The following is a 26,026-nucleotide window of genomic DNA, read 5'->3' on the forward strand; positions in this document are numbered from 1 at the left end:
TTTGTTCTCAAATTAATAATGAATTTGAAAAACAAGGAATTATGCCAATAAAAAGTATAAACGGTTGTATAGGTTGTGGAGAATGCGTAAAAAGCTGTCCTACCGATGTAATTAGGTTAAATCCTGATTCAAAAAAAGCCGAGATTCTATACCCAGAAGATTGTCAAATATGCCATCTATGTCGCATGTATTGTCCTGTAGATGCCATTACTATTACACCAGATAAATCTATTCCAGTAATCGTATCATGGGGCTAATTATGAAAAAAGACAACTACATATTTAAGTTAGGGGCTTTATTTTTAGCTTTTATAGCAGTTCCTTCAATTCTTTATTTTTTAGGAAATTTTGAAAAAAGAGATTTTTTAATGGAAAGTCTTTCACTTATAACTATTCTAGGCTTTACATTACTCTTATCTCAATTCTTTTCAACAAGAATGAATAAAAAATTTGTGAAAAGTATAAGAATGGTAAACGTACTTAAAATACACAAAATAATTGGATACGTATTTATCTCAATCTTATTTTTACATCCATTTTTTATTATAGTTCCAAAGTTTTTTGACAATGGGGTTACACCAACAGATGCTTTTTTAAGAATTATTACAACATTTAGTAGTTTGGGAATTATACTTGGGTTAATAGCTTATACAAGCATTATTATAATTTTAATAACTTCATTTTTTAGATTTAAACTTCATTTAAAATATAGAACTTGGAGAAATCTTCATGCTTATTTAACCTTGTTATTTGTAATTACAGCAACTTGGCATGTAATAAATCTTGGTCGTCACAGCAATACTTCATTCTCTATTTATTACATATTAATGGTAGCAAGCGGAATTTATTACTTACTAAAAACATACCTGTTTAAAACTTCCAAAAAATGAAAAATCAAAATAAAATAAAACAAATATCTAGACGAAAATTTATAACATTAGCAGGAGGAGCTGCTGCTAGTTTAGCTGCAATGTCTGCAATTGGAATGCCAATAGATTGGGCATTAAACAACCCTGAAATTGATGTAGATTCACTTGATATAGATAAAATAAATACTGATGTTCTTGTAATAGGAAGTGGAATGGCAGGCTTATTTGCTGCCGTAAAAGCAAACGATGCAGGAGCAAAAGTTTTAATGGTTTCAAAAGGAAGATTAGGAGCATCTGGACAAACACCTTTTGCCAAAGGAATTTTTGCTTTTGACCCAGAAAAAGAAGATTTAAGTTTAAACGAATTTGTTGAAAAAGTTTCTCAATCAGCTCTAGGCACAAATAATAATGCTTATACACGTCAAATGGCTGAACACTCTTTAGCACGTGTAAATGAATTAAAAGAATGGGGCTTTTTCGATTCTTCATTATACAATAAGAGTTTTAGCAAACCTATTGAACAACGAAACATTCCTGTTCAAGAACGAATAACTATAACTCATTTAATAAAAGAAAATGAAAAAATTGTGGGTGCCGCTGGTTTCAGTATTGATGAACAAAAAGTACTATTTTATGAAGCTAAAAGCGTAATTTTATGTACTGGAGCTGGCGGTTTTAAACCAAATGGTTTCCCTATTTGTGATTTAACTCACGATGGTACTGTAATGGCTTATAATATTGGAGCCAAAGTAACTGGTAAAGAATGGAATGATGGACACCCTGCAAAATCAAATAATGCAGCTGCTTGTTATGATGGTTGGGGAGATATGTTTGAGCAAAAACCTAGTACTACCGGAATAGGTGTTAGACATGATTTAGGTGTTGACATGAATTATATGGCTTATATGAATGGTGGCGCAGCAAAAATGGGACCTCCAGATACGGCAAATAACAATAGTACAGTAACAGGTGGCCCATATAGACCTGAAGGATTTTCAGATAATGGAGGTTCTGGTGGATCACCGGACGGAGAAAAAGAAGATAGAAGACCTCCAAAAGGAGGTAAAGGAGGACCTCCAAAAGGAGGCAAAGGTGAAGGCGCTCCTCCTGGAATGGGAGGTTCTGTTGTTGGAGGTTCATCAGCTGGAATGTCCATTCATAAATCTGAAGGATTAGTACCAATAAACGATCAATGTGAATCTACTATTCCAGGATTATATGCCGCTGGTGATGCACTAGGATCCTATATGGCTGGAGCAATTTATACCCAAATTGGATCATCATTAGCAGGTTCTGCAGTACAAGGTGGTGTTGCCGGTGAAGCTGCAGCCAAATACAGTAAAAAAATTAAGTCTATTAAAATTTCAACTTCAAAAATTAAAGAAATTGAAGAAGAAATACTGGCACCATTAAAAAAAGAAGCAGGATATAGCCCAGCGTGGGTAACACAAACTTTACAAGGAATTATGATTCCTAATTTCATTATTTACATCAAAAAAGAAAATTTAATGAAAGCGGCTTTGGCTTATGTTGAAGAATTAAGAGATCATCACGTTCCAATGTTAAAAGCCTCAAATTTACACGAATTACGTTTGGCTCACGAAACTAAAAATATGGTTATTACAGCTGAAATGAAGTTAAAAGCTTCCATTATGCGAACAGAAAGCAGATGTAGCCATTACCGATTAGATTATCCTGAAATGGATAATGATAATTGGCAAGCTTGGATAAATATATTCAAAGGAGAAGATGACACAATGCAATTTGAAAAACAGCCTTTTAATAGTTGGCCAACAGCTTAATAAAAAAAATTATCCTTTTTCATTCCCTAGAAGAATCAATTATTAATTTAATTGGTTTTTCTTTTTTTACACCTATTTTACTTTTAAGATCTTTCAGTTAAATAACAGTTATTATTCAATTATATCCGTTTAATAGATAAAAATCTACTAAACATTGATTACTATTTTTTTGTACTCATAGCTTGTCTTTATTTGTTATATAATTTTAAAATAAAACGTATGAAAACCTTAAAACTTAAATTACCATGTTTATTATTTTTGAGCTTACTACTTTCATTTACAACAATTTCTTGTAATGATGACGATGATGATGTTACATCAACAACTGATAATGAAACTACAATTGTTGAGGACTTAACTATAAATAATTATTTACAAATAGCTACAGGTCAAGTTACCTTATATGATAACGATGGAGCTACAATAAGCAGTTTAAGTTCTGGAGACTCTTTTTATGGGCAAGATGCTACTTATTTAAAAGGTGCAACCATGGACTATACTGACAATGGAGATGGAACTGTAACAGATAACAATACAGGGCTAATGTGGCAACAAGTTCCTTCAGCTAGCAATTACACTTGGCAAGAAGCAGTAGATTATTGTGACGATTTAGAATTATCTGGTTATGATGACTGGAGAATCCCTAGTCTAAAAGAATTATTTTCTATAAGTGATTTTAACACAGGATGGCCTTATATAAATACTACCTATTTTAATTTGGCAAGTGGTGAAGTTACTAAAGATGAACAATTCTGGTCGAGCAATTACTATGTTGGTGTCACAGTTGAAGGAGGTTCTAGTGCTGCATTTGGAGTCAACCATGTAACAGGTCATATAAAAGCTTATGCTGCAAACTCTAATGGACCTATAGGCGGAAAATACGTTAGAGCTGTACGTGGTGGAACATATGGTACAAATAATTTTTCAGATAATGGAGATGGAACAATATCCGACACCAATACAGGATTAATGTGGGCACAAGACGATGATGGTATAACATTAGATTGGGAAGATGCTTTGGCTTATGCCGAAAGTTCTGAATTGGGTGGATACAATGATTGGAGATTACCAAATGTAAAGGAACTTCAAACAATTGTAGATTATTCTCGTTCACCTACAGCAACTGACAGTGAAAATGTTGGTCCAGCAATAGATCCTCTGTTTAGTTGTACACAATTACCTAGTGATGTTCAAGAAGCTGGTTATGATGACGACTATGGCTATTATTGGACAGGTACATCGGCACCTTTTACAAGTGGAGAGCCTTATTACTACGCTTGGTATGTGGCCTTTGGTAGAGCTGTAAATGATGAGGGTGAAGACTTCCATGGTGCAGGAGCTGTACGTTTTGACACCAAAGATGAAGATGGACCTGCAGGAGAAGATGCTGAACGTTATTATAATTACGTTAGATTAGTAAGAACTATAAATTAAATTTAACTAATAATTGTTTGTTTTGTTATAAAGCTCCACTATTAATCTCTAATTAGTGGAGCTTTATATTTAATAGTATTTAAATAAAAGGCTATTCATTGATAAAATTACCTGATTTGTTGATTTTTATTTTTAAACAATCAAAACCTTCGTTCTTTTGAAGTATAATTTAATAATCATTCTAAAGGAAATAATAATTTTAAAACAATTTAACATGAAAATAAAAATGAATAATGTCTGGAAAATTTTAGTGTTGGTATTAATAGTAACTACTTCAGCTTGTGGACAACAAAGAGGTGGCGGACAAAGAGGTGGACAACAAGGAGGGCAACAAGGACCACCAGCACTACCTACTGATGAACAAATTGAAGAAATGGTAGAAACCCTAGCAAGTGAAATTTTACTATCTGAAGAACAAGAATCTAAAGTATTAGAATTGTATAAAGAACACTTTGAAGAAGTAGAAAGCTTAACAAGTGGAGGAAGACCAGATAGAGATGAAATGGACGAATTAAAAGAAGATTTTGAAGATTCTGTAAATGAGGTTTTAACTAGTGATCAACAAAAACTTTACAAAACGTATATGAAAAAAAATTCTAGAAAAAAACCTCAATAAAAATAAAAGTTCGTTTATAAAATGCATAAATGAACTTTGGATTAAATAAATAGTTTGTTTTGAGTAAGGCTTCTTAATTCTTTCAGAGTTAAGGAGCCTTTTTTTTATATAAACCCAATTCGTATTGGTTGATAAAATATACCAGTTAATTGATTTTGTTATTATTTAACCTAAACTTAACATTTCTTTGTTTAACAATGAAAAAACAATTAGCACATATTGTAGAAAACTTTGAATCTATCTCTTTAAAAGAAATGGATGGCGTTTCATTAATGAAAAGAACGGATACTAAATTTGTTATCCATCAAAAGCATTTAATTGAAGTATTAGATTTAATTAAAAATCAATATAGAATACTTGAAATAAATGAAAATAGAATGATGAAATACAATTCATTGTATTTTGATACGCCATCAAAAAAATTCTATAACGACCATCATAATAGAAAAGTAAATAGAACAAAAATTAGAATGCGTAAATATGTAGAATCTGGTATTTGTTTTCTTGAAATTAAACAAAAAGATGGTAAAGGAAAAACAACTAAATCTAGAATTTCAATAGATGATTTTGAGCCAGAACTGTCAGACAATTCAATTGAATTTATCGAAAAAACTACGAATCAAGAATTTGATTTAGAACCTATTATTTGGAATGAGTTTAATAGAATTACACTAGTTAACAAAACAGCAAAAGAACGTTTAACTATTGACGTAAATCTTAAATTCAACATAAATAATTCAGTTAAAGCATTTGATAACCTTGTAATTATCGAATTAAAACAAGAACGTTTTACACGTACCTCTCCAATAGCTAAAGAACTAAAAACAAAACAAATAAACCCTTATAAATTAAGTAAGTATTGTATTGGAATGATTAGTATTTACAAAGAATTAAAATACAACCGATTTAAAGAAAAATTAATTAAAATAAACAAAATAACAGCTTAATAACTTATGGAATTTTTAGACATACCCCTATTTGACGACGACTTTTTTAAAATGATGTTTAGATTTGTGCTTAACTTCATATTTCTAACCATAGTTATCCGATTTATTTACTACCCCGATTCTAAAAGAAAAGATTACGTATTTACCTATTACCTTATTAGTTTAATTGTGTTTTTCTTGTGTTTTACACTTAAAAAATATGAAATGGACATTGGTATGGCGCTAGGTCTTTTTGCCATATTTGGAATTATTAGATATAGAACAAATCCTGTTGATATTAAAGAAATGACCTACTTATTTGTGGTTATTGGAATATCTATAATAAACTCTTTAGCAAATAAAAAAATGAGTTATGCTGAAATTCTTTCAGCAAATGCTTTAATAATTTTTGTACTAGTACTTATTGAAAAATACTGGGCATTAAAACAAGTAGTTTCTAAATCTATTGTTTACGAAAATATTGAAAATATAAAACCTGAAAATCACGATATATTAAAAAGTGATCTAGAAAAAAGAACCGGTTTAATAATAAATAAAATAACTATTGGAGATGTAGATTTTCTAAAAGACACTGCAAAGGTTACCATATTTTACTTCAACAATAATTCATAAATAAAAACTACATGAAAAACGCAATAAACAAACATATTTGGCTTACTACAATTTTAATTAGTTTTCTATTTATTAATAATGGTTTTTCTCAAGAAGAAGAGGATGATTATAACGATTTAGAAAGTTGGACGGCCGCAAACATAAAATACAAGCTAAATAAAAAGTGGGCTTTTGATTTGGAAGCACAACTAAGACTAAAAGACGATATTTCTGAAATAAGTCAATATTTTGGCGAATTAAACGCTACTTACTCTGTTACAAAAAAAATTAGCCTTGGTGGTGGAATTAGGTACATAAAAAAAAATGATAATGTAGGAAATATTCAAGGTTACGAAGATCATTTTAGATTTCATGCAGACGCTTCTTACAAGCATAAAATAAACAATTTTAAACTTAAATATAGACTTCGTTATCAAAACAAAAATGAATTAGGAGTAGATGATTACGATAACCAACACTTTAGATTTAAAACTTCTGTTGAATACAATTTCAAAAACTGGAAACTCGATCCAGAAATATCAGGTGAAATATACAATCATTTAGAAAAAGGAGAAGAAAACGGTTTTGATAAATACCGACTCACAATAGGAACAGAATACAAAATTAAAAATGCTGGAGCTATAGGTTTATTCTATCGACTTGAAAAGGAATTGAACCAAACAAATCCTGAAACCACTAATATTATTGGGTTAAAATACTCGTACACCATAAAAAATAAATAACATGAAAACTAATAAATTTCACGTTCTAAAATTAATAGGAATTATAATTACAATAATCTCCCTATTTACTTATTGCTCTGATGATTCAGATACAGTTTCAGAAACTACAACATCTGAAACTGACACAAGCACATCTTCCGATGATAATAATAACGATAGCGATACTGATTCAAGCGTATCGGAAATTGGTGAAAACCACGAAGATGATGATGATTACGTTTGGGAAAGTTCTAGCATAGTTTACATAACCTTAAACGGATCTTCAATTACCGTAGACGGCGAAGGCGCAACCGTTAGCAATACAACCGTAACTATTAATAACGCAGGAAATTATGAAATAACTGGAACTTTAAATGATGGACAAATTGTTGTAGATACTGAAGATGAAGAAACCGTTCGACTTATTTTAAATGAAATTGATGTTACAAATTCTTCAAGTGCTCCCATAAATATTGCTAGTGCAGCAAAAACAATTGTTATACTTTCTGAAAACACAACTAACTATTTAACTGATGCCAGCAACTATGTTTTTGAAGATGATGATGACGAACCAAACGCTGCACTTTTTAGTGACGATGCTTTAACTATCTATGGTGAAGGATCGCTAATTGTAAATGCTAATTATAACGATGGTATTGCAAGTAAAGATGGGTTAATTATAGCTGGTGGAACCATAAGTGTAAATGCAGTTGATGATGGCATAAGAGGAAAAGATTACCTAATAATTAAAAATAGTGATATTACAGTGAATGCAGAAGGTGACGGTTTAATAGCTGATAATGATGAAGACACAAATAACGGATGGATTATAATTGAATCTGGTAAATTTGATATTACTGCTAATGGTGATGGCATTAGTGCAGAATCTAATGTAGAAATAACTTATGGAGATTTTATCATTGAAACTGGAGGAGGAAGCAATAACTATTTAAGTTCAAGTGATTCAGCAAAAGGTATAAAATCAAGTATAGATATTTTAATAGAAGATGGTGTTTTTAATATAGATTCTTCAGACGATAACATTCACGCATCATACGGCATCACCATAGAAACTGGAACATTTACACTAGCTTCAGGTGATGATTCTATTCATACTGATGATTCTATTGAAATAAACGGTGGAGAAATAAACATTACCAGTGCTGTTGAAGGTATTGAAAGTCCAAGTATTACCATAAATAATGGTGAATTTAACATAAATACAAGTGACGATGCTATAAATGCAGCTGGAAACACCACTAATAATTTATACATAAATGGAGGTTATATGGTTATTAATTGTTCAGGTGACGGATTAGATTCTAATGGTAATTTAACTATAACAGATGGAACAGTAATTTTAAACGGACCTACAGCTCAAAATAACAGCCCATTAGATTGTGATGGAACTTTAAGTTTAGATGGTGGGTTTATAGTAGCATCAGGTTACGCCTCTAATATGGATGAAGCCGGAAGTAGTTCATCAGATCAATATTCAGTACTAATAAAATTAACTTCATCGCAATCAGCAGAAAACATATTTCATATTGAAAATAGTTCAGGAGAAAACATTTTAACATTTGAACCTTCAAAAACATATAAATCAATAGTATTCTCATCATCAACATTAAGTACAGGAACTTACAAAATTTATTTAGGAGGAAGTTCTACAGGAACAGAAACAGATGGGTTATATGAAAACGGAACATATTCACCAGGAACATTGTACAAAAGTTTTACAATTTCAAGTAAAACCACAACCGTAAATTAAGTTAGCATTCTAAACAATTTAATACATTATGGTAATAAAATTATTAATCATATTTAACAGTTTGTCTGCACTATTTTTAATAGTAATTACCATTATTTTATATATAAATAGAATAAGTAATAAACATCAAAAAAAGCTACTTCAATATTGAAGTAGCTTTTTTAAATTTAAAAATAAAACACATGAAAAAAATTACTCTAATACTACTAATTTTAGTAGTAACAATTAAAACTTATTCTCAAGATTTGTATGATATAAATACCATTCAAACTATTGAGATTGAATTTGAAGAAGATAACTGGGATGAATTATTAGATACTGAAAAAGCAGGCGACAACAATTATACAGAAGCAACATCTGTAACTATAAACGGTGATATTTATTATAGTGTTGGCGTAAAATACAAAGGAAACAGTTCTTATAATGCAGATTATACTAAAAACCCATTTCATATTGAATTAGACACATATATAGATCAAGATTATGAAGGATATACCGATATCAAATTAGCAAATGTATATTCAGACCCTTCATTTGTAAGAGAAACTGTTATGTATACTATTGTAAATCAATATATGGATGCTCCACAAGCAAACTATGCAAACGTTTATGTAAATGGAACTTTAATAGGTTTGTACACCAATACCGAATCTATTTCAAAGAAATTTGTGAAAAAACATTTTAACTCTAACAATAATGCCTTTTTTAGTTGTAGCCCTCCAGACGGAGCAGATCCAACTTCTACAGTATTACCTAGCCTTGAATATTTAGGCACCAATTACACAAGTTATGAAGATGGTTATGAAATAAAATCTGACGATGAAGATGATGCAACTGTAGCATTAGCACATTGGGATAATTTAATAGAATTAACCAGCACATTAGATAGTGATATTACTAATATTGAATCAGTTATAGATATAGACATGGCTATTTGGATGATGGCACTTGACAATGTTATGGTAAATTTAGACAGCTATATTGGTGAGTTTAAACAAAACTATTATTTATACAAAGATGATAACAATCAATTTAAACCTGTAATTTGGGATTTAAATATGTCGTTTGGAGTTTTTGAAATGACTGGAGAAAGTAGTTCTGGTGGAGGTCCTGGAGGTTTTGGAGGAAACACCGGAACCTTAAATAGTACAACTGAAAAAGCTGAATTAGATTACCTATTACATGATAGTGATGATAGTTTCCCTTTATTTTCAAAATTAATGGAAGTGCCAAAATACAAAAGAATGTATTTAGCACATTATAAAACAATTTTAACTGAAAACATTAGTAATTCAAACTATTTAACTTTAGCTGAAGATTATCAAAATATTATAGCAACAGCAGTAGCAGCTGACACTAATAAATTCTATACAGATACACAATTTACAGGAAACATTGATACAGATTATAGTTTAGGAATGAATACTGCTCCTGGTTTAACAAACTTAATGAGTGCAAGAAGCACATATTTATTGTCACAATCAGATTTTACAAACACACAACCAACAATAAGTGAAATAACACCTTCTGAAACAAATCCTATAATAGGAAGCTCTATTTCAATTACAGCCAATGTTACCGATTCCAATAGTGTTTATTTAGGTTACAGAACAGATGAAACATTACCTTTTACAAAGGTATTAATGACAGATAATGGAGATAATACATATAGCACAGATATAACTGCAGACGATGCTTATATTCAATACTACATATATGCAGAAAATAACAATATTGGTTCATTCTCTCCTGCAAGAGCAGAATATGAATTCTATACTATTGAAACTAAATATGAAACATTAACTATAGGAGATTTAGTAATTAATGAAATTATGGCTTCTAATGAAACAACAGTAGCTGATCAAGATGGAGAATATGATGATTGGTTAGAGCTTTATAATAATAGTTCAGAAACATTAAGCCTAGATAATTTATACTTGTCTGATGATTCAGAAGATTTATTAGCTTGGCAATTTCCAACAGGAACAACTATAGATCCAGATAGTTATCTAATAGTTTGGTGCGATAAAGATGATGAACAAGATGGTTTACATGCAGATATAAAATTTTCAGCTAATGGAGAAAGTGCCATTCTATCGTATGCAGATGGTACAATAATAGAAAACATAACATTTAGTGAACAAACTGATGATATGGGCTACGCTAGAAATCCAAATGGAACAGGAGATTTTGTGATTCAAGAACCAACTTACAATGCTGATAATGAATCGTTACTAGGTATAGATGAAGTTACTTTTAACAACAATTTAAAATACTATCCAAACCCTACAAACAACAATCTAAAAATAGTAAATACCAATTATACTATTGAGTCGGTTGAAGTATATAACATGCAAGGGCAAAAATTATTTAAAAATGAAAACTACAATGAAAACTCAATTGCGGTTGATTTTTCTTCTTTTAAAAAAGGATTATATATGGTTGTTGTAAATAAAAATTCTATCTTAAAAATTATTAAAAATTAGATCATTATTTATTGTTTAATTTACATTAATAACAGCACTATTTTTATGTTGTAATCATAAAAATAGTGCTGTTAAATAATTTATTAGTAGATAAAATCTTCCAGTTCATTGATTTTTTTTAATAAAAACATTTAAATACTAGAATTTTACACTCAACTAATAACAATACTTTAATACGAATAAATTATGAAAACTAAATTTTTAATACTAACAAGTATTCTATTTCTATCAACTTACTTTTTAGTAAGTTGTAGCGATGATGACGATACAATTACTGAAACCGAAACAGATACTGAAGTTGAAGAAGATACTGACACTGACACTGAAGAGCAAGTGGATGATGCAGATTTTGACCCAATTGATTGGACAGAAGCAACGCACAGTAAAAGTGCTGACCCTAATTTTGACGAAGTATTTAGCAATACAGAAGTAAAAAGGTTTGATTTTGTTATTTCAGAAGAAAACTGGGAAGCAATGTTAGATGATATGACTGATTTGTATGGAACTTTTGGAGGTACAAGTAGCGGTCCTGGAGGATCATTCAATGGAGGTATAACTACCTCTGTCTCTTCAGATGAAGATCCAATTTTTGTTCCAGGTTCAGTTTTTTATAATGGAATAGAATGGTACAAAGTAGGCTTACGTTTTAAAGGAAATTCTAGTTTAGAAAGTGCTTGGCAAGCAGGTATTTTAAAATTAGCATTTAAAATGGATTTTGATGAATACGAAGACGATTATCCTCAAATAGATAATCAACGTTTTTACGGTTTTAAAAAATTTAGTTTAAAAAATAATTACGACGATAGTTCTTTTTTAAGAGAAAAAGTAGCTGCAGAAGTATTTGCAGGTGCAGGTTTAGCTGTTTCAAACACAGGTTTTTATACACTGTATGTAGATCACGGAGATGGTCCAGAATATTTTGGTCTTTACACATTAGTTGAAGAAGTTGACAACACCGTAATTGATACACAATTTTCAAGTGACGATGGTAACTTATACAAACCTGAAGATTACGGAGCAAGTTTTGCTTACGGAACTTTTAACGAAGATGGTTTTGAAAAGAAAACTAACGAAGATGACGCGGATTGGAGCGATATTGAAAGTTTATTTGATGCTTTACATGCAACTACAAGAACAACAGATGCTGCAACTTGGAGAACCAATTTAGAAGCGGTTTTTGACGTTGAAACATTTTTAAATTATTTAGCAGTAAACACAGTTATTCAAAACTGGGATACGTATGGTTTAATGGAACACAATTACTATTTGTACAACAACCCAGATAATAGTTTATTAACATGGATTCCATGGGATAATAATGAAGCTTTACAAGATGGTAAATTAGGAGGCTCTCCAAATTTAAACTTTTCAGACATTTCAAGTAGCAGCTGGCCTTTAATAGGATATTTATACCAAGACGAAGTTTACAAAGCAAAATATGATGCTTATGTACAAGCTGTTATAGATGGTCCTTTTGAAACAAGTTATATACAAGGTGTTTATGACACTTATGCAAGTTTGGTTGAACCTTATGCCACTTCTGAAATTAATGGATATACATTTTTAAGTAGCAGCAATTCATTCTATTCAGCAATTTCAACCTTAAAATCTCACGCTTCAAGTAGAGCAAACGCGGTTGATAATTACTTAAATTAGGTTGATTTTAATATCTTTGTTTGTACTTATTTTTAATTAAAAGTATAAACAAAGATATTTCTTTCAGTTATAAAATTAGTTACTAAATTTAAAAATGAAACTTATAAAAAAAAATTACAATTTCTCATCGTTTGAACCTTTTATAATAATTGCTTTTTGGTCTTTATTATTTGCTTCTCCATTATTATTTGGGAGATTTGAAAATCAAATTGAATGGGACGAAATCTATTCCGTTTGGATTAATTATTTGCCATTATTAGGTTTATTTTTAGTGAATAGATTTTTTTTGTTACCAAAACTATTTTTTAAGCAGAAAAAAACAGCATACTTTATAACTACCTCCATACTTATTTTAGTTCTTTCAATAACTATTTACACTTTTGAAGGAAGAACAACTAATCGAAATCTTCCTCCAGATAGAATTGAAAGACTGAATGGAAATCCACCTCCAATGTTTCCAGATAGAGAGTTACCTCCGCAACATAGTCAAAGGTTAAATAGCAATCCAAGACCAATACCATTATTTGCAAATTTTTTAATACTTGCAGTATTATTAGTTGGTTTTGATACTGGTTTACAAATCTCAATGCGTTGGGCAAATTTGGAACAAGAAAAGTTTAAACTTCAAAAAGAAAATGTAGAAAATCAATTAGCTTTTTTAAAAAATCAAGTGAGTCCACATTTTTTTATGAATACCCTAAACAATATTCATGCTTTGGTTGATATTGATACTGAAGAAGCTAAAAGTGCTATTATTAAATTATCAAACTTAATGCGCCATTTACTGTATGATTCTGAAGGCAAAACAAACCCAATAAAAAAAGAAATTGAGTTTATAGAAAGTTATATTGAATTAATGAAACTTCGATTTTCAAGTAAAGTGAAAGTTAATGTTGAAATTCCTTCAAATATACCTGATAAAACTATTCCTCCTTTACTATTTACCTCTTTATTAGAAAACGCTTTTAAACATGGAATAAGCTATAATAAAACTTCATTTATAAATATTTTAATGAATTTTTCTGATGATAAACTTTATTTTGAAATAGAAAATAGTAATCATCCAAAAACAGATGAAGAAGCTTCAGGAATTGGTATTGAAAATACAAAAAAAAGATTAGCTTTATTATTTAAAGATAATTTTGATTTTGAAATTTCTGATACTGAAGAGGTTTATAAAGTAAATTTAAATATTCCGTTATGATTAAATGTATAGCCATAGATGATGAGCCGTTAGCGTTAAAACAAATTGCTAGTTACGTTAAAAAAACTCCTTTTTTAGAACTTACTAATAGTTTTGAAAGCCCAATTGAAGCTATTTCTTATGTACAAAACCATACTGTTGATCTTGTTTTTGTAGATATTAATATGCCAGATTTAAACGGATTAGATTTTGTAAAAGCGTTAGATAACCCTCCAAAAATTATTTTTACAACTGCTTATAGCGAATATGCTTTAGAAGGTTTTAAAGTAGATGCTATGGATTATTTACTAAAACCCATTGATTATGCTACGTTTTTAAAAGCTTCAAATAAAGCAAAAAAATGGTTTGATTTACAAAATTCAAAACCAGAACAACTGAATAGTAACGAGGATTTTTTGTTTATAAAATCGGAATATAAAATTGTACGTGTTAAGCTAAACGATATTAAATATATTGAAGGAATGCGAGAATATGTTCGTATTCATTTAATAAACGATAAGCCAATTATGACGTTGTTAAGCATGAAAGCTGTAGAACAACAACTACCTGATAAAAATTTTATGCGAGTGCACAGATCTTACATTGTGAATTTAAATAAAATTTCAACTATTGAACGAAATAGAATAGTTTTTGACAAAGTTTACATACCTATAAGTGAGCAACATAAAGAAAAATTTCATCAGTTTATTGATAAAAATTTCTTATCATAATTCTTCACCTTCTTCAGTATATTCATTGTATAAAAAGTCGTTGTAAGGAAAACGAGTAATGTGAATTTTTTTAACTTCTTCAAAAACTTTTGCTCTAAATTCTTCTAAATTTTCTTTATTTAAAGCTGAAATAAATAAACAATTATTTTCATCAACTTTATTCATCCATGTTTTTTTCCAATCGTCTAACGTATAATGATTTTTAGTTTTTTCCGTCACTAAATCATCACTATCAATTGTTTCGTGTTTATAAGCATCAATTTTATTAAAAACCATAATGGCTGGTTTGTCTGCACTTTTAATCTCGTCTAAAATTTTATTAACAGAAGCTATATGGTCTTCAAAATTAGGGTGAGAAATATCTACAACATGCAATAATAAATCGGCTTCACGCACTTCATCTAAAGTAGATTTAAAGCTTTCAACCAATTGTGTAGGTAATTTTCTAATAAAACCAACGGTATCTGTTAACAAAAATGGAATATTTTTAATTACAACTTTTCTAACGGTAGTATCTAAAGTGGCAAATAGTTTGTTTTCGGCAAAAACATCACTTTTACTCACTACATTCATTAAAGTAGATTTACCAACATTAGTGTAACCAACTAATGCAACACGTACCATTTTACCACGGTTTTTGCGTTGCACAGCCATTTGCTTATCTATAATTGCTAGTTTCTTTTTAAGTAATGTTATTTTATCTCTAATAATACGTCTATCTGTTTCAATTTCTGTTTCACCAGGTCCACGCATTCCAATTCCACCTTTTTGTCTTTCAAGGTGTGTCCATAAACGTGTTAAACGAGGTAATAAATATTGACATTGCGCTAACTCAACTTGAGTACGTGCATAACTAGTTTGAGCTCTACCAGCAAAAATATCTAAAATTAAATTAGTTCTATCTAGTACTTTGCAGTCTAATACTTTTTCAATATTACGTAATTGAGAAGAAGAAAGTTCGTCGTCAAAAATTGCAGTTTCAATATGGTGTGCTTCCATGTAATCTCTAACATCGTCTAATTTACCAGCTCCAATAAATGTTTTTGGATTTGGCATATCTAGCTTTTGTGTAAAACGTTTTACAGCCTTACCGCCTGCGGTTGTTGTTAAAAATTCTAACTCGTCCAAATATTCATTCGACATGCTTTCGTCTTGGTTTTGGGTTACAACACCAATTAACACCGCTTTTTCAGAGGTTACTTTTTTCTTTTCTATCATATGGCAAATTTACAAATTTGTTTAGTAGAAAATAATAAATTTTTAATATGGAAGTGTAAAAAAGAAAGTGGTTCCTTTTTTTTCTTCGGACTCTAGCCAAATTTGGCCATTTAACAAGGTAATTAAACCTTTACAAATACTTAATCCTAAACCATTACCTTGTTTATAATCATCTTTTCCAGCTTGAGAAAAACGATTAAATATAGTGTTAAATTTATCTTGTGGTATTCCACAACCAGAATCTTTAACATAAAACTCTAAAAATGTTTTACCTTTAAATACTTTTTTATTAAAACCAATTATAATTGAGCCTTCATCAGTAAATTTTATAGCATTATTAATTAAATTATCAAGTATTTGAGTAAATCTATTTTTATCTGTTTTAATAAAAAAATTACTATCTAAAATAGGTTCCACAACTTCTAATTTAATATTTTTTTTAATACGTAATTTATTTGATTTGTTTTGAATTTCAACAATTTCAAACAAGGTTTTGTTTACATTAAATTCAGTTATATCAATCTTTAATTGATTAGATTCTATTTTTGAAATATCAATAATATCATTAATTATTGCCATTAATCGTTCTCCAGAAATATTAATAATATCAATAAAGTGATTTCGTTTTTCTTCTTTTAAATCTTCTGATTTTAACAAGCCGCTAAATCCCATAATTGCATTCATTGGGGTTCTAATTTCGTGGCTCATATTTGCTAAAAAAGCAGATTTTAATTTATCACTTTCTTCAGCTTTATTTTTTTCGGCAACCAATAAATTATATGCTTTTTTTCTATCTACTCGCTGTCTTATTAAAATATACGTTAACACAATAAAAAAAATACTAAACACTAATAGAATATAAATAAAATTCAGTTGATTTTTATTTTGAAGAGACGTAATCTCTTCATTTTTAGTCATTAATTCAATTTTATCATCTTGAACCTCTAACTTGTTTAAAACACTTAATTTAGAAACTTGTTCAAATTTTTTAGCTTTAAAAACACTATCTGTATGTTTTTTATAAATTTTGTAATGTTTAAGTGATTTTACAAAATCTCCTTTAGCGCTATATGCTTCACTTAAATAGTTGTGAGTTTCATACTCAAAATAGCGAATTGATAACTCTTTTGAAGCATCTATACTTTTATCTACATAATTTATTACCGAATCAAATTGTTTTACTTTTAATTTTAGGTGAGCTATGTTAGAATAAATAACTGGTATTATACTCTTATAATCTATTGTTTTAGATAATTTTAGAGCTTTAGCTAAATACTTTTCTGCAAGGTTAAATTTATTTTTTAATAAATAGCATTCACCTATATTTGAATAGCACATTACTTCTCCAGCTTTATCATCTAATTCTTTACATAGTTTTATAGATTTTAAATAATATTCTAATCCTGTTTCTAATTCACCATATTCAGAAATTGCATTTCCTAAATTTATATATTCTGCCAATAAGCCTCCTTTATCATTCTTTTTTTTATAAATTTCAAATGCCTTTAAATAGTATTTATAAGCTTCTTCATAATTTTCAATATCATAATATAAATTTCCGAAACCATTATAAATATCGGCAATACCCATTTCATCATTTAACTCTTTAAAAATATGTAATGCTTTAAAATAATACTCTGTAGCTTTATCAACTGAATTTAAATAAGAAAAGCTGTAACCAATATAATTATAACTATTAGCCAACCCTTGTTTATTGTTAATAGAATTATACAAATCAATCGCATTTAAATAATAATCTAACGATTCTTCATAACGTTCTTTCTCATCTAAATAATAGCCAATATTTAATAAGCTTAAAGCTTCAAATTTAATGTCTTTTGCTTCTCTAGAAATTTTAAGAGCCTCTTTATATAAAGCATATGAAGAGTCTGGGTGTGTATAATAGCAATTATCACCAGCTGCAATAAATTTTTTAACTTTTACTGAATCATTTTTTTCTAAAGCTAATTCAACTAATAAACTATCTTTAAAAACCTGGCTAAAGGTTAGATTAGAGATAAATAGAAATAAAAAGTAAAAATATTTAATCATTAACTTTAGGGATATTGAATAATTATCTTATTCTTTTTTTAATATATCAGAAACTCTAATTTATTTTTATAAAAATAACAACCAAATATGGTTTTTCCCATGATAATTATCAATTAACAATAGAATATTTTATAATTAACACCAATTATTTATATAGTTTTTAGTAAACTATTGACAACTACTTAAAGAATAAAAACTGTATTTTAGCTATCAATTTAATTTAACTTTTTTATGTTTTCATTTTTCAAAAATAAAGGAAAAATCAAAGATGCATATACTATTGCTTTTTACAATTTAGAAAACTTATTTGATACTTTAAACGATCCAAAAACTTTAGACGATGATTTTACACCTAAAGGTAAAAAGCATTGGAATAATAAACGCTATAGAAAAAAAATTAGAAAACTTGGAAGCGTAATTAGCCAAATAGGTACTGAAAAATCTTTTTATACTCCTGCAATTATTGGAGTTGTAGAAGTTGAAAACAAACAGGTTTTAGATGATTTGGTAAATAGCAAAAGTTTACAAAAGCACCAGTATAGTTTTGCACATTTTAATTCTCCAGACGAACGAGGAATTGATGTGGCACTACTTTACAAAAAAGAATTATTTGAATTTTTAAATGCAGAAACACATTCGGTTTTTTTAGAAGAAGAAAACGGAAAACGAGATTACACGCGAGATATTTTACATGTTAAAGGTAAATTGAATGGTGAATTATTACATGTATTGGTAAATCACTGGCCATCAAGAAGAAGCGGTGAAGATTTAACCGAAACTAAACGCATGCAAACCTCTAATAAAGTACTTTCAATTGTTGAAAAAATTAAGGAAGTAAATTCAGAAGCTAAAATTATTATTATGGGCGATTTTAACGATGACCCAAAAAGTAAAAGCATTCAAAATATAGTAAAAGAAGATTTTTACAATCCAATGCAACGTTTAATTGATACTGGTAACGGTACATTAAGCTACAAACACAAATGGCATATTTTTGATCAAATCATATTTTCAACAAATTTTTTTAATAAAAAAGAAGGTGCACACTTTTTTAAATATGCTGAAGTTTTTGATCCTTACTTTTTAAAAGAATGGAATGGAAAATACAAAGGGAATCCTTTTAGAACCTATTCTGGAAAAAAATACCTAGGTGGTTTTAGTGATCATTTCCCAGTTTATGTTTATTTAAAAAATCTGTAGTACGTATTTGTTCATATTAAAACATAAAAAAGCCCAATCTTTTAATAAGATTGGGCTTTTTATATTCATTTATTTTAAATACTTATTTAATAACAATTGGCATAGTGTAATGTTTGTGAACTTTACCTGGTTTAGCCAATACTTTACCATTTAAATTCTCACGAACAAATAATAAAACATCTTTGTCAGTTGAATTTACTTTTAAAATAACTATTTCACCTTCAGAACTAAAAGTAAATGTTACTCTAACTTCTTCTGCATTACTATTAAGAACTGTATTAGAATCTTGAACTAATTCAATAATTTGTTTTCTAATTTCGTCTTTTGAAATTTCAGGATTAACAATGTTGTTTGCAAATAAACTTGCTGTTCCTAATACGAAGGCAATTGCCAATAATCTAAATTTATTCATAACTTTAATAATTAAAATTCTACTTTGTTTAACTACTCAAATTTACTTCAAAAAGTAATAAATTTTCACTTTTTGAAATTTTTAGTAGATAGACGACTCTAATTAAATTTAATTATCAAATTAACAACAAATAATTAATTTTGTTGAAATATGTATTATTTTTTAACAATTACACATACTCAAATTACGATATGTGTAATTGTTAAAAATTACAAAAACAAACAAATTCTGCGTATTTAGACTAAAATTATAATTTTTTTGTTATTTCCAAAAAAAGATTTTAGCTAAAAATTATGCCTTTTTTATCTCTCATAAGGGTTAAAATCATCCGGAGCATTTTGCGGTGTATTTGGATTTGAAATTAACGTATTATTAGTATCTGAATAAATAGTCCACTCGCTTGATGTAAATGTAGCATTTGGCTCAACAACGGTAATATTTCTAACTGCTCTACCATCTTCAAATTCCCAATTAGTACCATTCCCATCTTCACCAATTACACCGTACATATCCATTGTTACTCCGGCATTATCTACCAATTCATACGAATCATCACCGTTTGCAGACATATATGTTGTTTCAATATCTGGCGTTAACGCAAATGCAGCCGAAAAACCTGTGTTAGCAATTATTAAAAAGTCACCAACAGCAATAGAATAACCTGTTAAATCATAACCTCCACTTGAAGGCGCTGTAGCACCATTTACATATTTATTCAACTTCCAACCTGTTAAATCAATTTCTGAATCACCTGCATTATACAATTCAACAAATCGAGCTGAAACATCATTATTTGGATCCGCAACTTCAGTTATCATAATTTTAGGTATAATTACTGGGCAAACTTCAAATGCTTCATTAAAATCTACATCATCAATAGTTCTTACTTCTAATGTTTCACCCAACACACCTATAACACTTCCGTGACCTTCTGGAAATAGCTCATTAGCAAAAGTTGCATCTCCATTAGTGTATACACCTAATTTTTTTGACTCTCCACAAGTTTCCAAGGTTCTAATTCCATCAGCGGTTCCACTAAAATCAGCAAAAGCTTTCCCTAGTTCAGTCTCAACTAATTGCACATTTTGAACTGTTACTAATGTATTTTTATACATTTCACTATCAACATCTACAATAGTAATCTCTGTTGGAACTATTGTTGTATTTTCTCCACTATTAATAATGTAGGTGTTAAAATCTTCTTCATCAATTTCATCAATAGATGATCCATAACCTATTGTTAAAGCACCATCAACCTCATCCATATAAAGCTTATCTAGGTTTACAAATATTTTATCACCAACATTATAGTTTTCATAAATAGCATCGCTTTCAACTAAAATTTGTATTCCTGTTGTTGGATTTTCTACTGCATCTTGAATTATTAATCGTTCATTAAAATTACCATCTTCATCACTTGAAATTACATAACCTTGCACTATGTAATTATTAGAAACTCCAAATTCAACCACGCTTCCAGCGTACATATCTTTTACTTCTGCAAGTGTAATGTTTGGTGTTAATGCATTTGAATAGCTACAACGTGTTTCGGTTAAATTAACATCGTAGGTACCTCTTAAATACAATTGAAAATCATCGTAATAATTACTAAAAATTGCAATAACGCTACCTTTTCCTTCAGGTAATAACTCGTTTTTAAAATCTGCATAACCAGAATTTCTAACCTCAACTTCTCCTGTTAAATTACAACTAGCATCAAAACTTTGTAATTTTCTATTAACGGTAGTTGTGTTATCTACATTTGCATAAGAATCTCCTATTTCTTCAGCTGCAAATTGAACATTTTCTAGTTCAATTAACATCTCTAACATATCTTCCGTTAAATCTGCTATTGCAACTTTTTTAGGAACAATAGTTGCAACTTCGCAAGAACGAATTATATGATTATCTAATTCAAAAGTAGAAATTCCTTCTAATTCAGAATTAGAAATTTTCCCTATTTGTAAACTTCCGTAACTATAATCTATTGCTAAACCATTTAGTTTTATATAAATTTTTCTTCCAACTTCAAACTTTGTATAAATATCTGTTTGATCTATTGCAATTTTAATTGCTGCTGTTGGATTTTCTGGTTTATCTTGAATAGATAATGATTTATAAATGTTTCCCGATTGATCACTAGAAACTACATAACCTTCAATAATTATATCGGTTTCAAATTGTGTACCACCAAATGCGTACATATCTTTAATTTGACTTAATGTATTGGTAACCGTTAATGATTGTTCCACACATTCTACATTTGGTGTTGAAAAATCTGAATCTTTCACACAGCTAATTGCCATTAAAGCAATTATAATTAATAAGGCGCTATTTTTATATCTGTTTTTCATTGCTGAATTTTTTAAAATCTTAAGTATAAATTAAAGTAATATGATGTTTCGCTATTGTACCAATATTTTGATCCAAAAATTGGATTGTCCAAGTTTTTATCTTCTTTTAATTCTGGGTAATTCGATTTTCTTGCCTGCTCAAATCCTCCAGTTTTATAGGTTTCTCCTAGTATATTATTAACTCCGGCAAATATTCCCAAATAGTAATCGCTAATTTTCCATGATTTACCAGCCACTAGGTTTAGTAAAAAAACATCGTCAAATTTTTCTTGTTGTAATAAACCATCTACTTGTTCTTGTGTTACTTGCACACCTGTTTCATCATCAATAAATGGAATACCATCTGTATCTACATAAAAATTCTCTGTTCTTAATAAAGGTGAAATATCTAAATAGTTATTTGATAAATAACTTCCATTAACTTGAAACCAATAATACGTTGGATCTCTATATTCAAACCCTAATGAATATGCTCTTTGTGGTGTTCCAGACAACTTATAATCTTTTAAATACGCAGTTCCAAAATCACTTTCATCGTCAACAAAACTTTCAGATTGTAAATACAAATTCGGATTATTATCGTACGTGTATTGACCAATTGATCCAGCTGCTAATAATTTTACTGTTGGTGTTGCTTGATATTCAAAACTTAATTCGGCTCCTAAATGTTTTTTATCAACTCCAGTAATTACTTCACTTACAAAATCTGCCTGATCACCTCTTAAACCTTCAGCAAAAAAGAAAGAAGATTCTATAGCGTCACTAATTTTAGTATAATAACCTGTTAAACGAGCTTGTATTTTTGGTGATCTAAAAATATAATTTACATCTCCAGTAAGTACATTTTCGCTAGTTAAATTAGGTGTAATTTCATTATTAACTCTTGAGTTTGAAAAAATTGTTCTAATTGTTGGCGCATTGGATAAATAAGCTCCGTTTACATTTAGTAAATGTCTTCCTGAAAATTTATACGTAAAACCACCTTTTAAACCAAAATCTGAAAAAGATTGCTTTTCACCTTTTCCATATGAATTATCGGCATATGTTCCATTTTGATATAATCCTTCTCGTTGAAAACTACTATTTTTAAAGTTAACCGCTCCAAAATAATCTACTTTTTTACTAGTTACCTGAACTTGTGCAAAAGCTCCAATTGAACTTGCGTTTAAATTATAATTGTATTGAAATTGATCACCAACACCAATAATATTATTTGGATTATTTAAATCGTTTTGTTGTGCATCTCCAATGGCATATTGGTCAATATCTAAAAAACTATTTGCACCTAACAAGTCCGTCATTTCAGCAAAGTTTTTTGAAGTTAAACTTTTAAAAGAAACTCCAGCATTTAACTGAATATTAGTAGTTAATTTTGAATTTAAAACAGAATTGAAACTAAATTGAGAATCTTCAACAGTATCATCATACACATAATAAGATGCGTTTTCTTTTCCTGAATTTATAGTATAAATTTCGTTCCAATTTAACTGACCATCATTTTTAAAATCTTGTTCTGCCAAATAAGCCTGACTTAAATCATAATTATTGTCTCTTAAATAATTACTCGGTAAATATTTCCAATACGTTGGGTCTGGATTTGGAGCGTTAAAATAACCCATTCTTCCATTAGTTACATGTCCAAATTGATATGCTACCGAAGTTGTTAACGTTGATTTATCTGACTTATAATAATGTGAAAGCATTAAAATTGGCTCAAAAATTTCTTTCATTCTTGAATTTCGTTTATCACCTTCTTGATCTCCCCAATACGAATTGTATTGATACCCTTTTAAATCGTACACTTCTTGTGTGCTTGGTGAAGATTTCCCTTTTCTATTAAAAGCTGTAATTCCTGTAAAATTAAAACTGTGTTTTTCATTTAACTTTTTTTCAACAGCTATAAAACCAGACCATGAATTGTATGGTGTTCCATCCATATAGCCTTCATCTGCAAAACGTCTAGAACCTGAAACTGTAATTACCCAATTATTATCGTTTAAACCTGTTGAATAGGTTGCCATTGCTCTTCCAGTATAACTTTTATTAGTTAAGGCATACGACACTTTTCCTCCTTCTCTATTTAATGATGCTCTTGTATTAAAATTAGTGCTTCCTAAAATATTTCCAAAAGTAATTTCTGAAGGTGCAATTCCACTACTAAAATCTTGGTTTCTTAAAGCGTCATTTAAACCTCCCCAATTGCTCCATTGCGGACGACCATCATAAAATTTGTTCATTTCAACACCATTTAACGAAATTTTCCCATAACTAGAGTCGTATCCACGAACTTTAAACCATGCCTGACTAAAATTAAAAGCTGCTGCATTTAAGTATGCATCTTTTGAAGATTGAAATAACCCTGAAATATATTCAGAATTAGAACTGTTATCTTCCGTTAAATCATCATCCGTTAACGAAATAATACTATTGTCTTGAAATTCATCTATTATAGGTTCTAAATAAACAGTTCCTAAATCTAAATCCCCTTCTAAAGTTATAGGTATATTTTGAATCTGATAACCAGACAATTCCACCTGAAGTTTATAATTTCCTTTTATTAAATTATCCAATACAAAATCTCCACCAATATCCGTTTCGGTGTAATAATTAGTGTTAAATAATGAAATTTTGACTTTGTTTAGTGGTTTTTCAGAGATGACTTCCAATATTTTACCACTAATTTTCTCGGCTTGAGAATAGGAATAAAAAGTTAGTAAACTTAAAATTCCAAACAATAATAGCTTCTTCATTTATTATTTTTTATAAAGTAGCAATTTAAAAAATAATAAATCAATTAAGCCAATATTTCTTACTTTAATTAAGGTTTTTAATGGCTTTTTTACAAACATAACAAACCTTTTAAAATTAATAACAACTTCTATTCTTTTAATAATTTTATATATTTATTGAAAAACCGCTATGAAAAAATTACTAATTACCCTTCTTTTAGTTGGGTTTTTTACACGTACCATCTATTCCCAAAACAACTATAAAATTAGAACTGTTGCTTTCTATAATTTAGAAAACCTGTACGACACTTTTGACGATCCTGATAAAATGGATGAAGAAAGTCCTATTTTAAAAATAAAAGCAAATAGAGATACTGTTTACACTTCTAAAATTGAAAACATGGCAAAGGTAATTTCAGAAATTGGATTAAAAGAATCCAAAAATAGTCCTGTTTTAATTGGGGTTGCTGAAGTTGAAAACCGCAAAGTTTTAGAAGATTTAGTGACTCATAAAAAATTAAAAAATAAAGACTATGGGATTATTCATTTTGACTCTCCAGATAGAAGAGGAATAGACGTTGCATTACTCTACCAAGCTAACTATTTTTCACCAACACACTTTAAAACATTTGAATTAAAAATTTGGAATACTAAAGGATATCGTTTATACACAAGAGACCAATTATGGGTTTCAGGCTATTTAGACGGAGAACTTGTTCATCTAATTATAAATCATTGGCCTTCAAGAAGAGGTGGCGAGAAAAAAAGTAGATCTTATAGAGAAAAAGCTGCTTTATTAAACACTCAAATTATTGAAGAAATAAAACAAACCGATCCAAACCCTAAAATTATAATTATGGGCGATTTAAATGACAACCCTAACAATTCCAGCTTAAAAAAAATTCTAAAAACAAAAAACAAGAAAAAAAATATACAAAAAGGAGACATCTACAATCCTTACGAAGATTTATTTAGAAGAGGTAATAATACGTTGGTTTACAGAAATAATTTAAGTTTATTTGATCAAATAATGTACACTTCTGCTTTAGTTTCAAAAAATAAAAATTATTCCAATTTTAAGGTCTATAAACCAAGTATTTTTAAACCACTTTACTTAACTACTAAAACTGGAAAATACAAAGGTTATCCATTTAGAAGCTTTTCAAACGAGCAATTTTTAGGCGGTTTTAGCGATCATTTTCCCGTATTTATACATTTAGTTAAAGAAGTTAAATAAAAAAATACAAACTATAT

General features: G+C 29.1%; 20 protein-coding genes. 15 read left to right on the top strand and 5 right to left on the bottom strand.

What is annotated here, in order from left to right:
• Positions 1–41 precede the first annotated feature (41 nt).
• The 13 genes from R3X25_RS15225 to R3X25_RS03660 all read left to right on the top strand — a co-directional run bounded on the left by R3X25_RS15225 (position 42) and on the right by R3X25_RS03660 (position 14,807).
• Positions 42–257: a ferredoxin family protein gene (locus R3X25_RS15225; protein WP_411556557.1), complete on the top strand. Its 216-nt coding sequence runs from the start codon at positions 42–44 to the stop codon at positions 255–257.
• A 2-nt stretch (positions 258–259) separates the two neighbouring features.
• Positions 260–889, top strand: coding sequence for a ferric reductase-like transmembrane domain-containing protein (locus R3X25_RS03605; protein ID WP_317671938.1), 630 nt, complete (start codon positions 260–262; stop codon positions 887–889).
• Positions 886–2,670, top strand: coding sequence for an FAD-binding protein (locus R3X25_RS03610; protein ID WP_317671940.1), 1,785 nt, complete (start codon positions 886–888; stop codon positions 2,668–2,670). Before R3X25_RS03605 ends, R3X25_RS03610 begins: the two co-directional genes overlap by 4 nt.
• Positions 2,671–2,889: 219 nt before the next feature.
• The gene (locus R3X25_RS03615) at positions 2,890–4,104 is read left to right on the top strand and encodes a DUF1566 domain-containing protein (RefSeq protein ID WP_317671942.1); all 1,215 of its coding nucleotides are present in this window, start codon (positions 2,890–2,892) and stop codon (positions 4,102–4,104) included.
• Positions 4,105–4,318: 214 nt separating this feature from the next.
• Positions 4,319–4,720, top strand: a complete 402-nt coding sequence (locus R3X25_RS03620; protein ID WP_317671944.1) for a hypothetical protein — start codon at positions 4,319–4,321, stop codon at positions 4,718–4,720.
• A 197-nt stretch (positions 4,721–4,917) separates the two neighbouring features.
• Positions 4,918–5,667 carry a polyphosphate polymerase domain-containing protein gene (locus R3X25_RS03625; protein WP_317671946.1) on the top strand — a complete coding sequence of 250 codons (750 nt, stop codon included), beginning with the start codon at positions 4,918–4,920 and terminating at the stop codon, positions 5,665–5,667.
• Between the two features lie 54 nt (positions 5,668–5,721).
• Complete coding sequence (locus R3X25_RS03630) at positions 5,722–6,279, top strand: DUF4956 domain-containing protein (protein ID WP_317673392.1); 558 nt, start codon at positions 5,722–5,724, stop codon at positions 6,277–6,279.
• An 11-nt stretch (positions 6,280–6,290) separates the two neighbouring features.
• On the top strand, positions 6,291–7,001 hold the full coding sequence (locus tag R3X25_RS03635; RefSeq protein ID WP_317671948.1) for a DUF2490 domain-containing protein: 711 nt from the start codon (positions 6,291–6,293) through the stop codon (positions 6,999–7,001).
• 1 nt (position 7,002) lies between these two features.
• Entirely contained in the window at positions 7,003–8,751 is a 1,749-nt protein-coding gene (locus tag R3X25_RS03640) for a carbohydrate-binding domain-containing protein (RefSeq protein WP_317671950.1), read from the top strand.
• 182 nt (positions 8,752–8,933) lie between these two features.
• Positions 8,934–11,237: a CotH kinase family protein gene (locus R3X25_RS03645; protein WP_317671952.1), complete on the top strand. Its 2,304-nt coding sequence runs from the start codon at positions 8,934–8,936 to the stop codon at positions 11,235–11,237.
• A 186-nt stretch (positions 11,238–11,423) separates the two neighbouring features.
• The gene (locus R3X25_RS03650) at positions 11,424–12,893 is read left to right on the top strand and encodes a CotH kinase family protein (RefSeq protein WP_317671954.1); all 1,470 of its coding nucleotides are present in this window, start codon (positions 11,424–11,426) and stop codon (positions 12,891–12,893) included.
• Positions 12,894–12,987: 94 nt separating this feature from the next.
• Complete coding sequence (locus R3X25_RS03655) at positions 12,988–14,097, top strand: sensor histidine kinase (protein WP_317671956.1); 1,110 nt, start codon at positions 12,988–12,990, stop codon at positions 14,095–14,097.
• Positions 14,094–14,807 carry a LytTR family DNA-binding domain-containing protein gene (locus R3X25_RS03660; protein WP_317671958.1) on the top strand — a complete coding sequence of 238 codons (714 nt, stop codon included), beginning with the start codon at positions 14,094–14,096 and terminating at the stop codon, positions 14,805–14,807. The genes R3X25_RS03655 and R3X25_RS03660 overlap by 4 nt, the downstream gene beginning before the upstream one ends.
• Here R3X25_RS03660 and hflX read toward each other — a convergent pair.
• Positions 14,802–16,025: a GTPase HflX gene (gene hflX, locus R3X25_RS03665; protein ID WP_317671960.1), complete on the bottom strand. Its 1,224-nt coding sequence runs from the start codon at positions 16,023–16,025 to the stop codon at positions 14,802–14,804. The two genes, R3X25_RS03660 and hflX, sit on opposite strands and share 6 nt — an antisense overlap.
• Before the next feature lie 42 nt (positions 16,026–16,067).
• Positions 16,068–18,077, bottom strand: coding sequence for a tetratricopeptide repeat protein (locus R3X25_RS03670; RefSeq protein ID WP_317671962.1), 2,010 nt, complete (start codon positions 18,075–18,077; stop codon positions 16,068–16,070).
• Positions 18,078–18,308: 231 nt separating this feature from the next.
• Between R3X25_RS03670 and R3X25_RS03675 the strand changes: the two genes are divergently transcribed.
• Positions 18,309–19,277 carry an endonuclease gene (locus R3X25_RS03675; protein ID WP_317671964.1) on the top strand — a complete coding sequence of 323 codons (969 nt, stop codon included), beginning with the start codon at positions 18,309–18,311 and terminating at the stop codon, positions 19,275–19,277.
• Positions 19,278–19,359: 82 nt separating this feature from the next.
• On the opposite strand, the gene R3X25_RS03680 is transcribed toward R3X25_RS03675, so the two are convergent.
• The 3 genes from R3X25_RS03680 to R3X25_RS03690 all read right to left on the bottom strand — a co-directional run bounded on the left by R3X25_RS03680 (position 19,360) and on the right by R3X25_RS03690 (position 24,793).
• Positions 19,360–19,689, bottom strand: a complete 330-nt coding sequence (locus R3X25_RS03680; protein ID WP_317671966.1) for a hypothetical protein — start codon at positions 19,687–19,689, stop codon at positions 19,360–19,362.
• A gap of 302 nt (positions 19,690–19,991) precedes the next feature.
• Positions 19,992–22,043, bottom strand: a complete 2,052-nt coding sequence (locus R3X25_RS03685; protein ID WP_317671968.1) for a DUF5689 domain-containing protein — start codon at positions 22,041–22,043, stop codon at positions 19,992–19,994.
• Between the two features lie 11 nt (positions 22,044–22,054).
• Complete coding sequence (locus R3X25_RS03690; RefSeq protein ID WP_317671970.1) at positions 22,055–24,793, bottom strand: TonB-dependent receptor; 2,739 nt, start codon at positions 24,791–24,793, stop codon at positions 22,055–22,057.
• Positions 24,794–24,962: 169 nt separating this feature from the next.
• Here R3X25_RS03690 and R3X25_RS03695 point away from each other — a divergent pair, with 169 nt between their 5' ends.
• Positions 24,963–26,009 (top strand): endonuclease/exonuclease/phosphatase family protein, encoded by a 1,047-nt coding sequence (locus tag R3X25_RS03695; RefSeq protein WP_317671972.1) that lies wholly within the window; start codon positions 24,963–24,965, stop codon positions 26,007–26,009.
• Positions 26,010–26,026 lie beyond the last annotated feature (17 nt).

Source organism: Lutibacter sp. TH_r2 (assembly GCF_033101135.1).
Classification (GTDB): domain Bacteria; phylum Bacteroidota; class Bacteroidia; order Flavobacteriales; family Flavobacteriaceae; genus Lutibacter.

Excerpts from the sequence above, each read along its gene's own strand:
- R3X25_RS15225 (WP_411556557.1), top strand. The coding sequence starts at position 42 with ATGCCAATAAAAAGTATAAACGGTTGTATAGGTTGTGGAGAATGCGTA.
- R3X25_RS03605 (WP_317671938.1), top strand. The coding sequence starts at position 260 with ATGAAAAAAGACAACTACATATTTAAGTTAGGGGCTTTATTTTTAGCT.
- R3X25_RS03610 (WP_317671940.1), top strand. The coding sequence starts at position 886 with ATGAAAAATCAAAATAAAATAAAACAAATATCTAGACGAAAATTTATA.
- R3X25_RS03615 (WP_317671942.1), top strand. The coding sequence starts at position 2,890 with ATGAAAACCTTAAAACTTAAATTACCATGTTTATTATTTTTGAGCTTA.
- R3X25_RS03620 (WP_317671944.1), top strand. The coding sequence starts at position 4,319 with ATGAAAATAAAAATGAATAATGTCTGGAAAATTTTAGTGTTGGTATTA.
- R3X25_RS03625 (WP_317671946.1), top strand. The coding sequence starts at position 4,918 with ATGAAAAAACAATTAGCACATATTGTAGAAAACTTTGAATCTATCTCT.
- R3X25_RS03630 (WP_317673392.1), top strand. The coding sequence starts at position 5,722 with ATGTTTAGATTTGTGCTTAACTTCATATTTCTAACCATAGTTATCCGA.
- R3X25_RS03635 (WP_317671948.1), top strand. The coding sequence starts at position 6,291 with ATGAAAAACGCAATAAACAAACATATTTGGCTTACTACAATTTTAATT.
- R3X25_RS03640 (WP_317671950.1), top strand. The coding sequence starts at position 7,003 with ATGAAAACTAATAAATTTCACGTTCTAAAATTAATAGGAATTATAATT.
- R3X25_RS03645 (WP_317671952.1), top strand. The coding sequence starts at position 8,934 with ATGAAAAAAATTACTCTAATACTACTAATTTTAGTAGTAACAATTAAA.
- R3X25_RS03650 (WP_317671954.1), top strand. The coding sequence starts at position 11,424 with ATGAAAACTAAATTTTTAATACTAACAAGTATTCTATTTCTATCAACT.
- R3X25_RS03655 (WP_317671956.1), top strand. The coding sequence starts at position 12,988 with ATGAAACTTATAAAAAAAAATTACAATTTCTCATCGTTTGAACCTTTT.
- R3X25_RS03660 (WP_317671958.1), top strand. The coding sequence starts at position 14,094 with ATGATTAAATGTATAGCCATAGATGATGAGCCGTTAGCGTTAAAACAA.
- hflX (WP_317671960.1), bottom strand. The coding sequence starts at position 16,025 with ATGATAGAAAAGAAAAAAGTAACCTCTGAAAAAGCGGTGTTAATTGGT.
- R3X25_RS03670 (WP_317671962.1), bottom strand. The coding sequence starts at position 18,077 with ATGATTAAATATTTTTACTTTTTATTTCTATTTATCTCTAATCTAACC.
- R3X25_RS03675 (WP_317671964.1), top strand. The coding sequence starts at position 18,309 with ATGTTTTCATTTTTCAAAAATAAAGGAAAAATCAAAGATGCATATACT.
- R3X25_RS03680 (WP_317671966.1), bottom strand. The coding sequence starts at position 19,689 with ATGAATAAATTTAGATTATTGGCAATTGCCTTCGTATTAGGAACAGCA.
- R3X25_RS03685 (WP_317671968.1), bottom strand. The coding sequence starts at position 22,043 with ATGAAAAACAGATATAAAAATAGCGCCTTATTAATTATAATTGCTTTA.
- R3X25_RS03690 (WP_317671970.1), bottom strand. The coding sequence starts at position 24,793 with ATGAAGAAGCTATTATTGTTTGGAATTTTAAGTTTACTAACTTTTTAT.
- R3X25_RS03695 (WP_317671972.1), top strand. The coding sequence starts at position 24,963 with ATGAAAAAATTACTAATTACCCTTCTTTTAGTTGGGTTTTTTACACGT.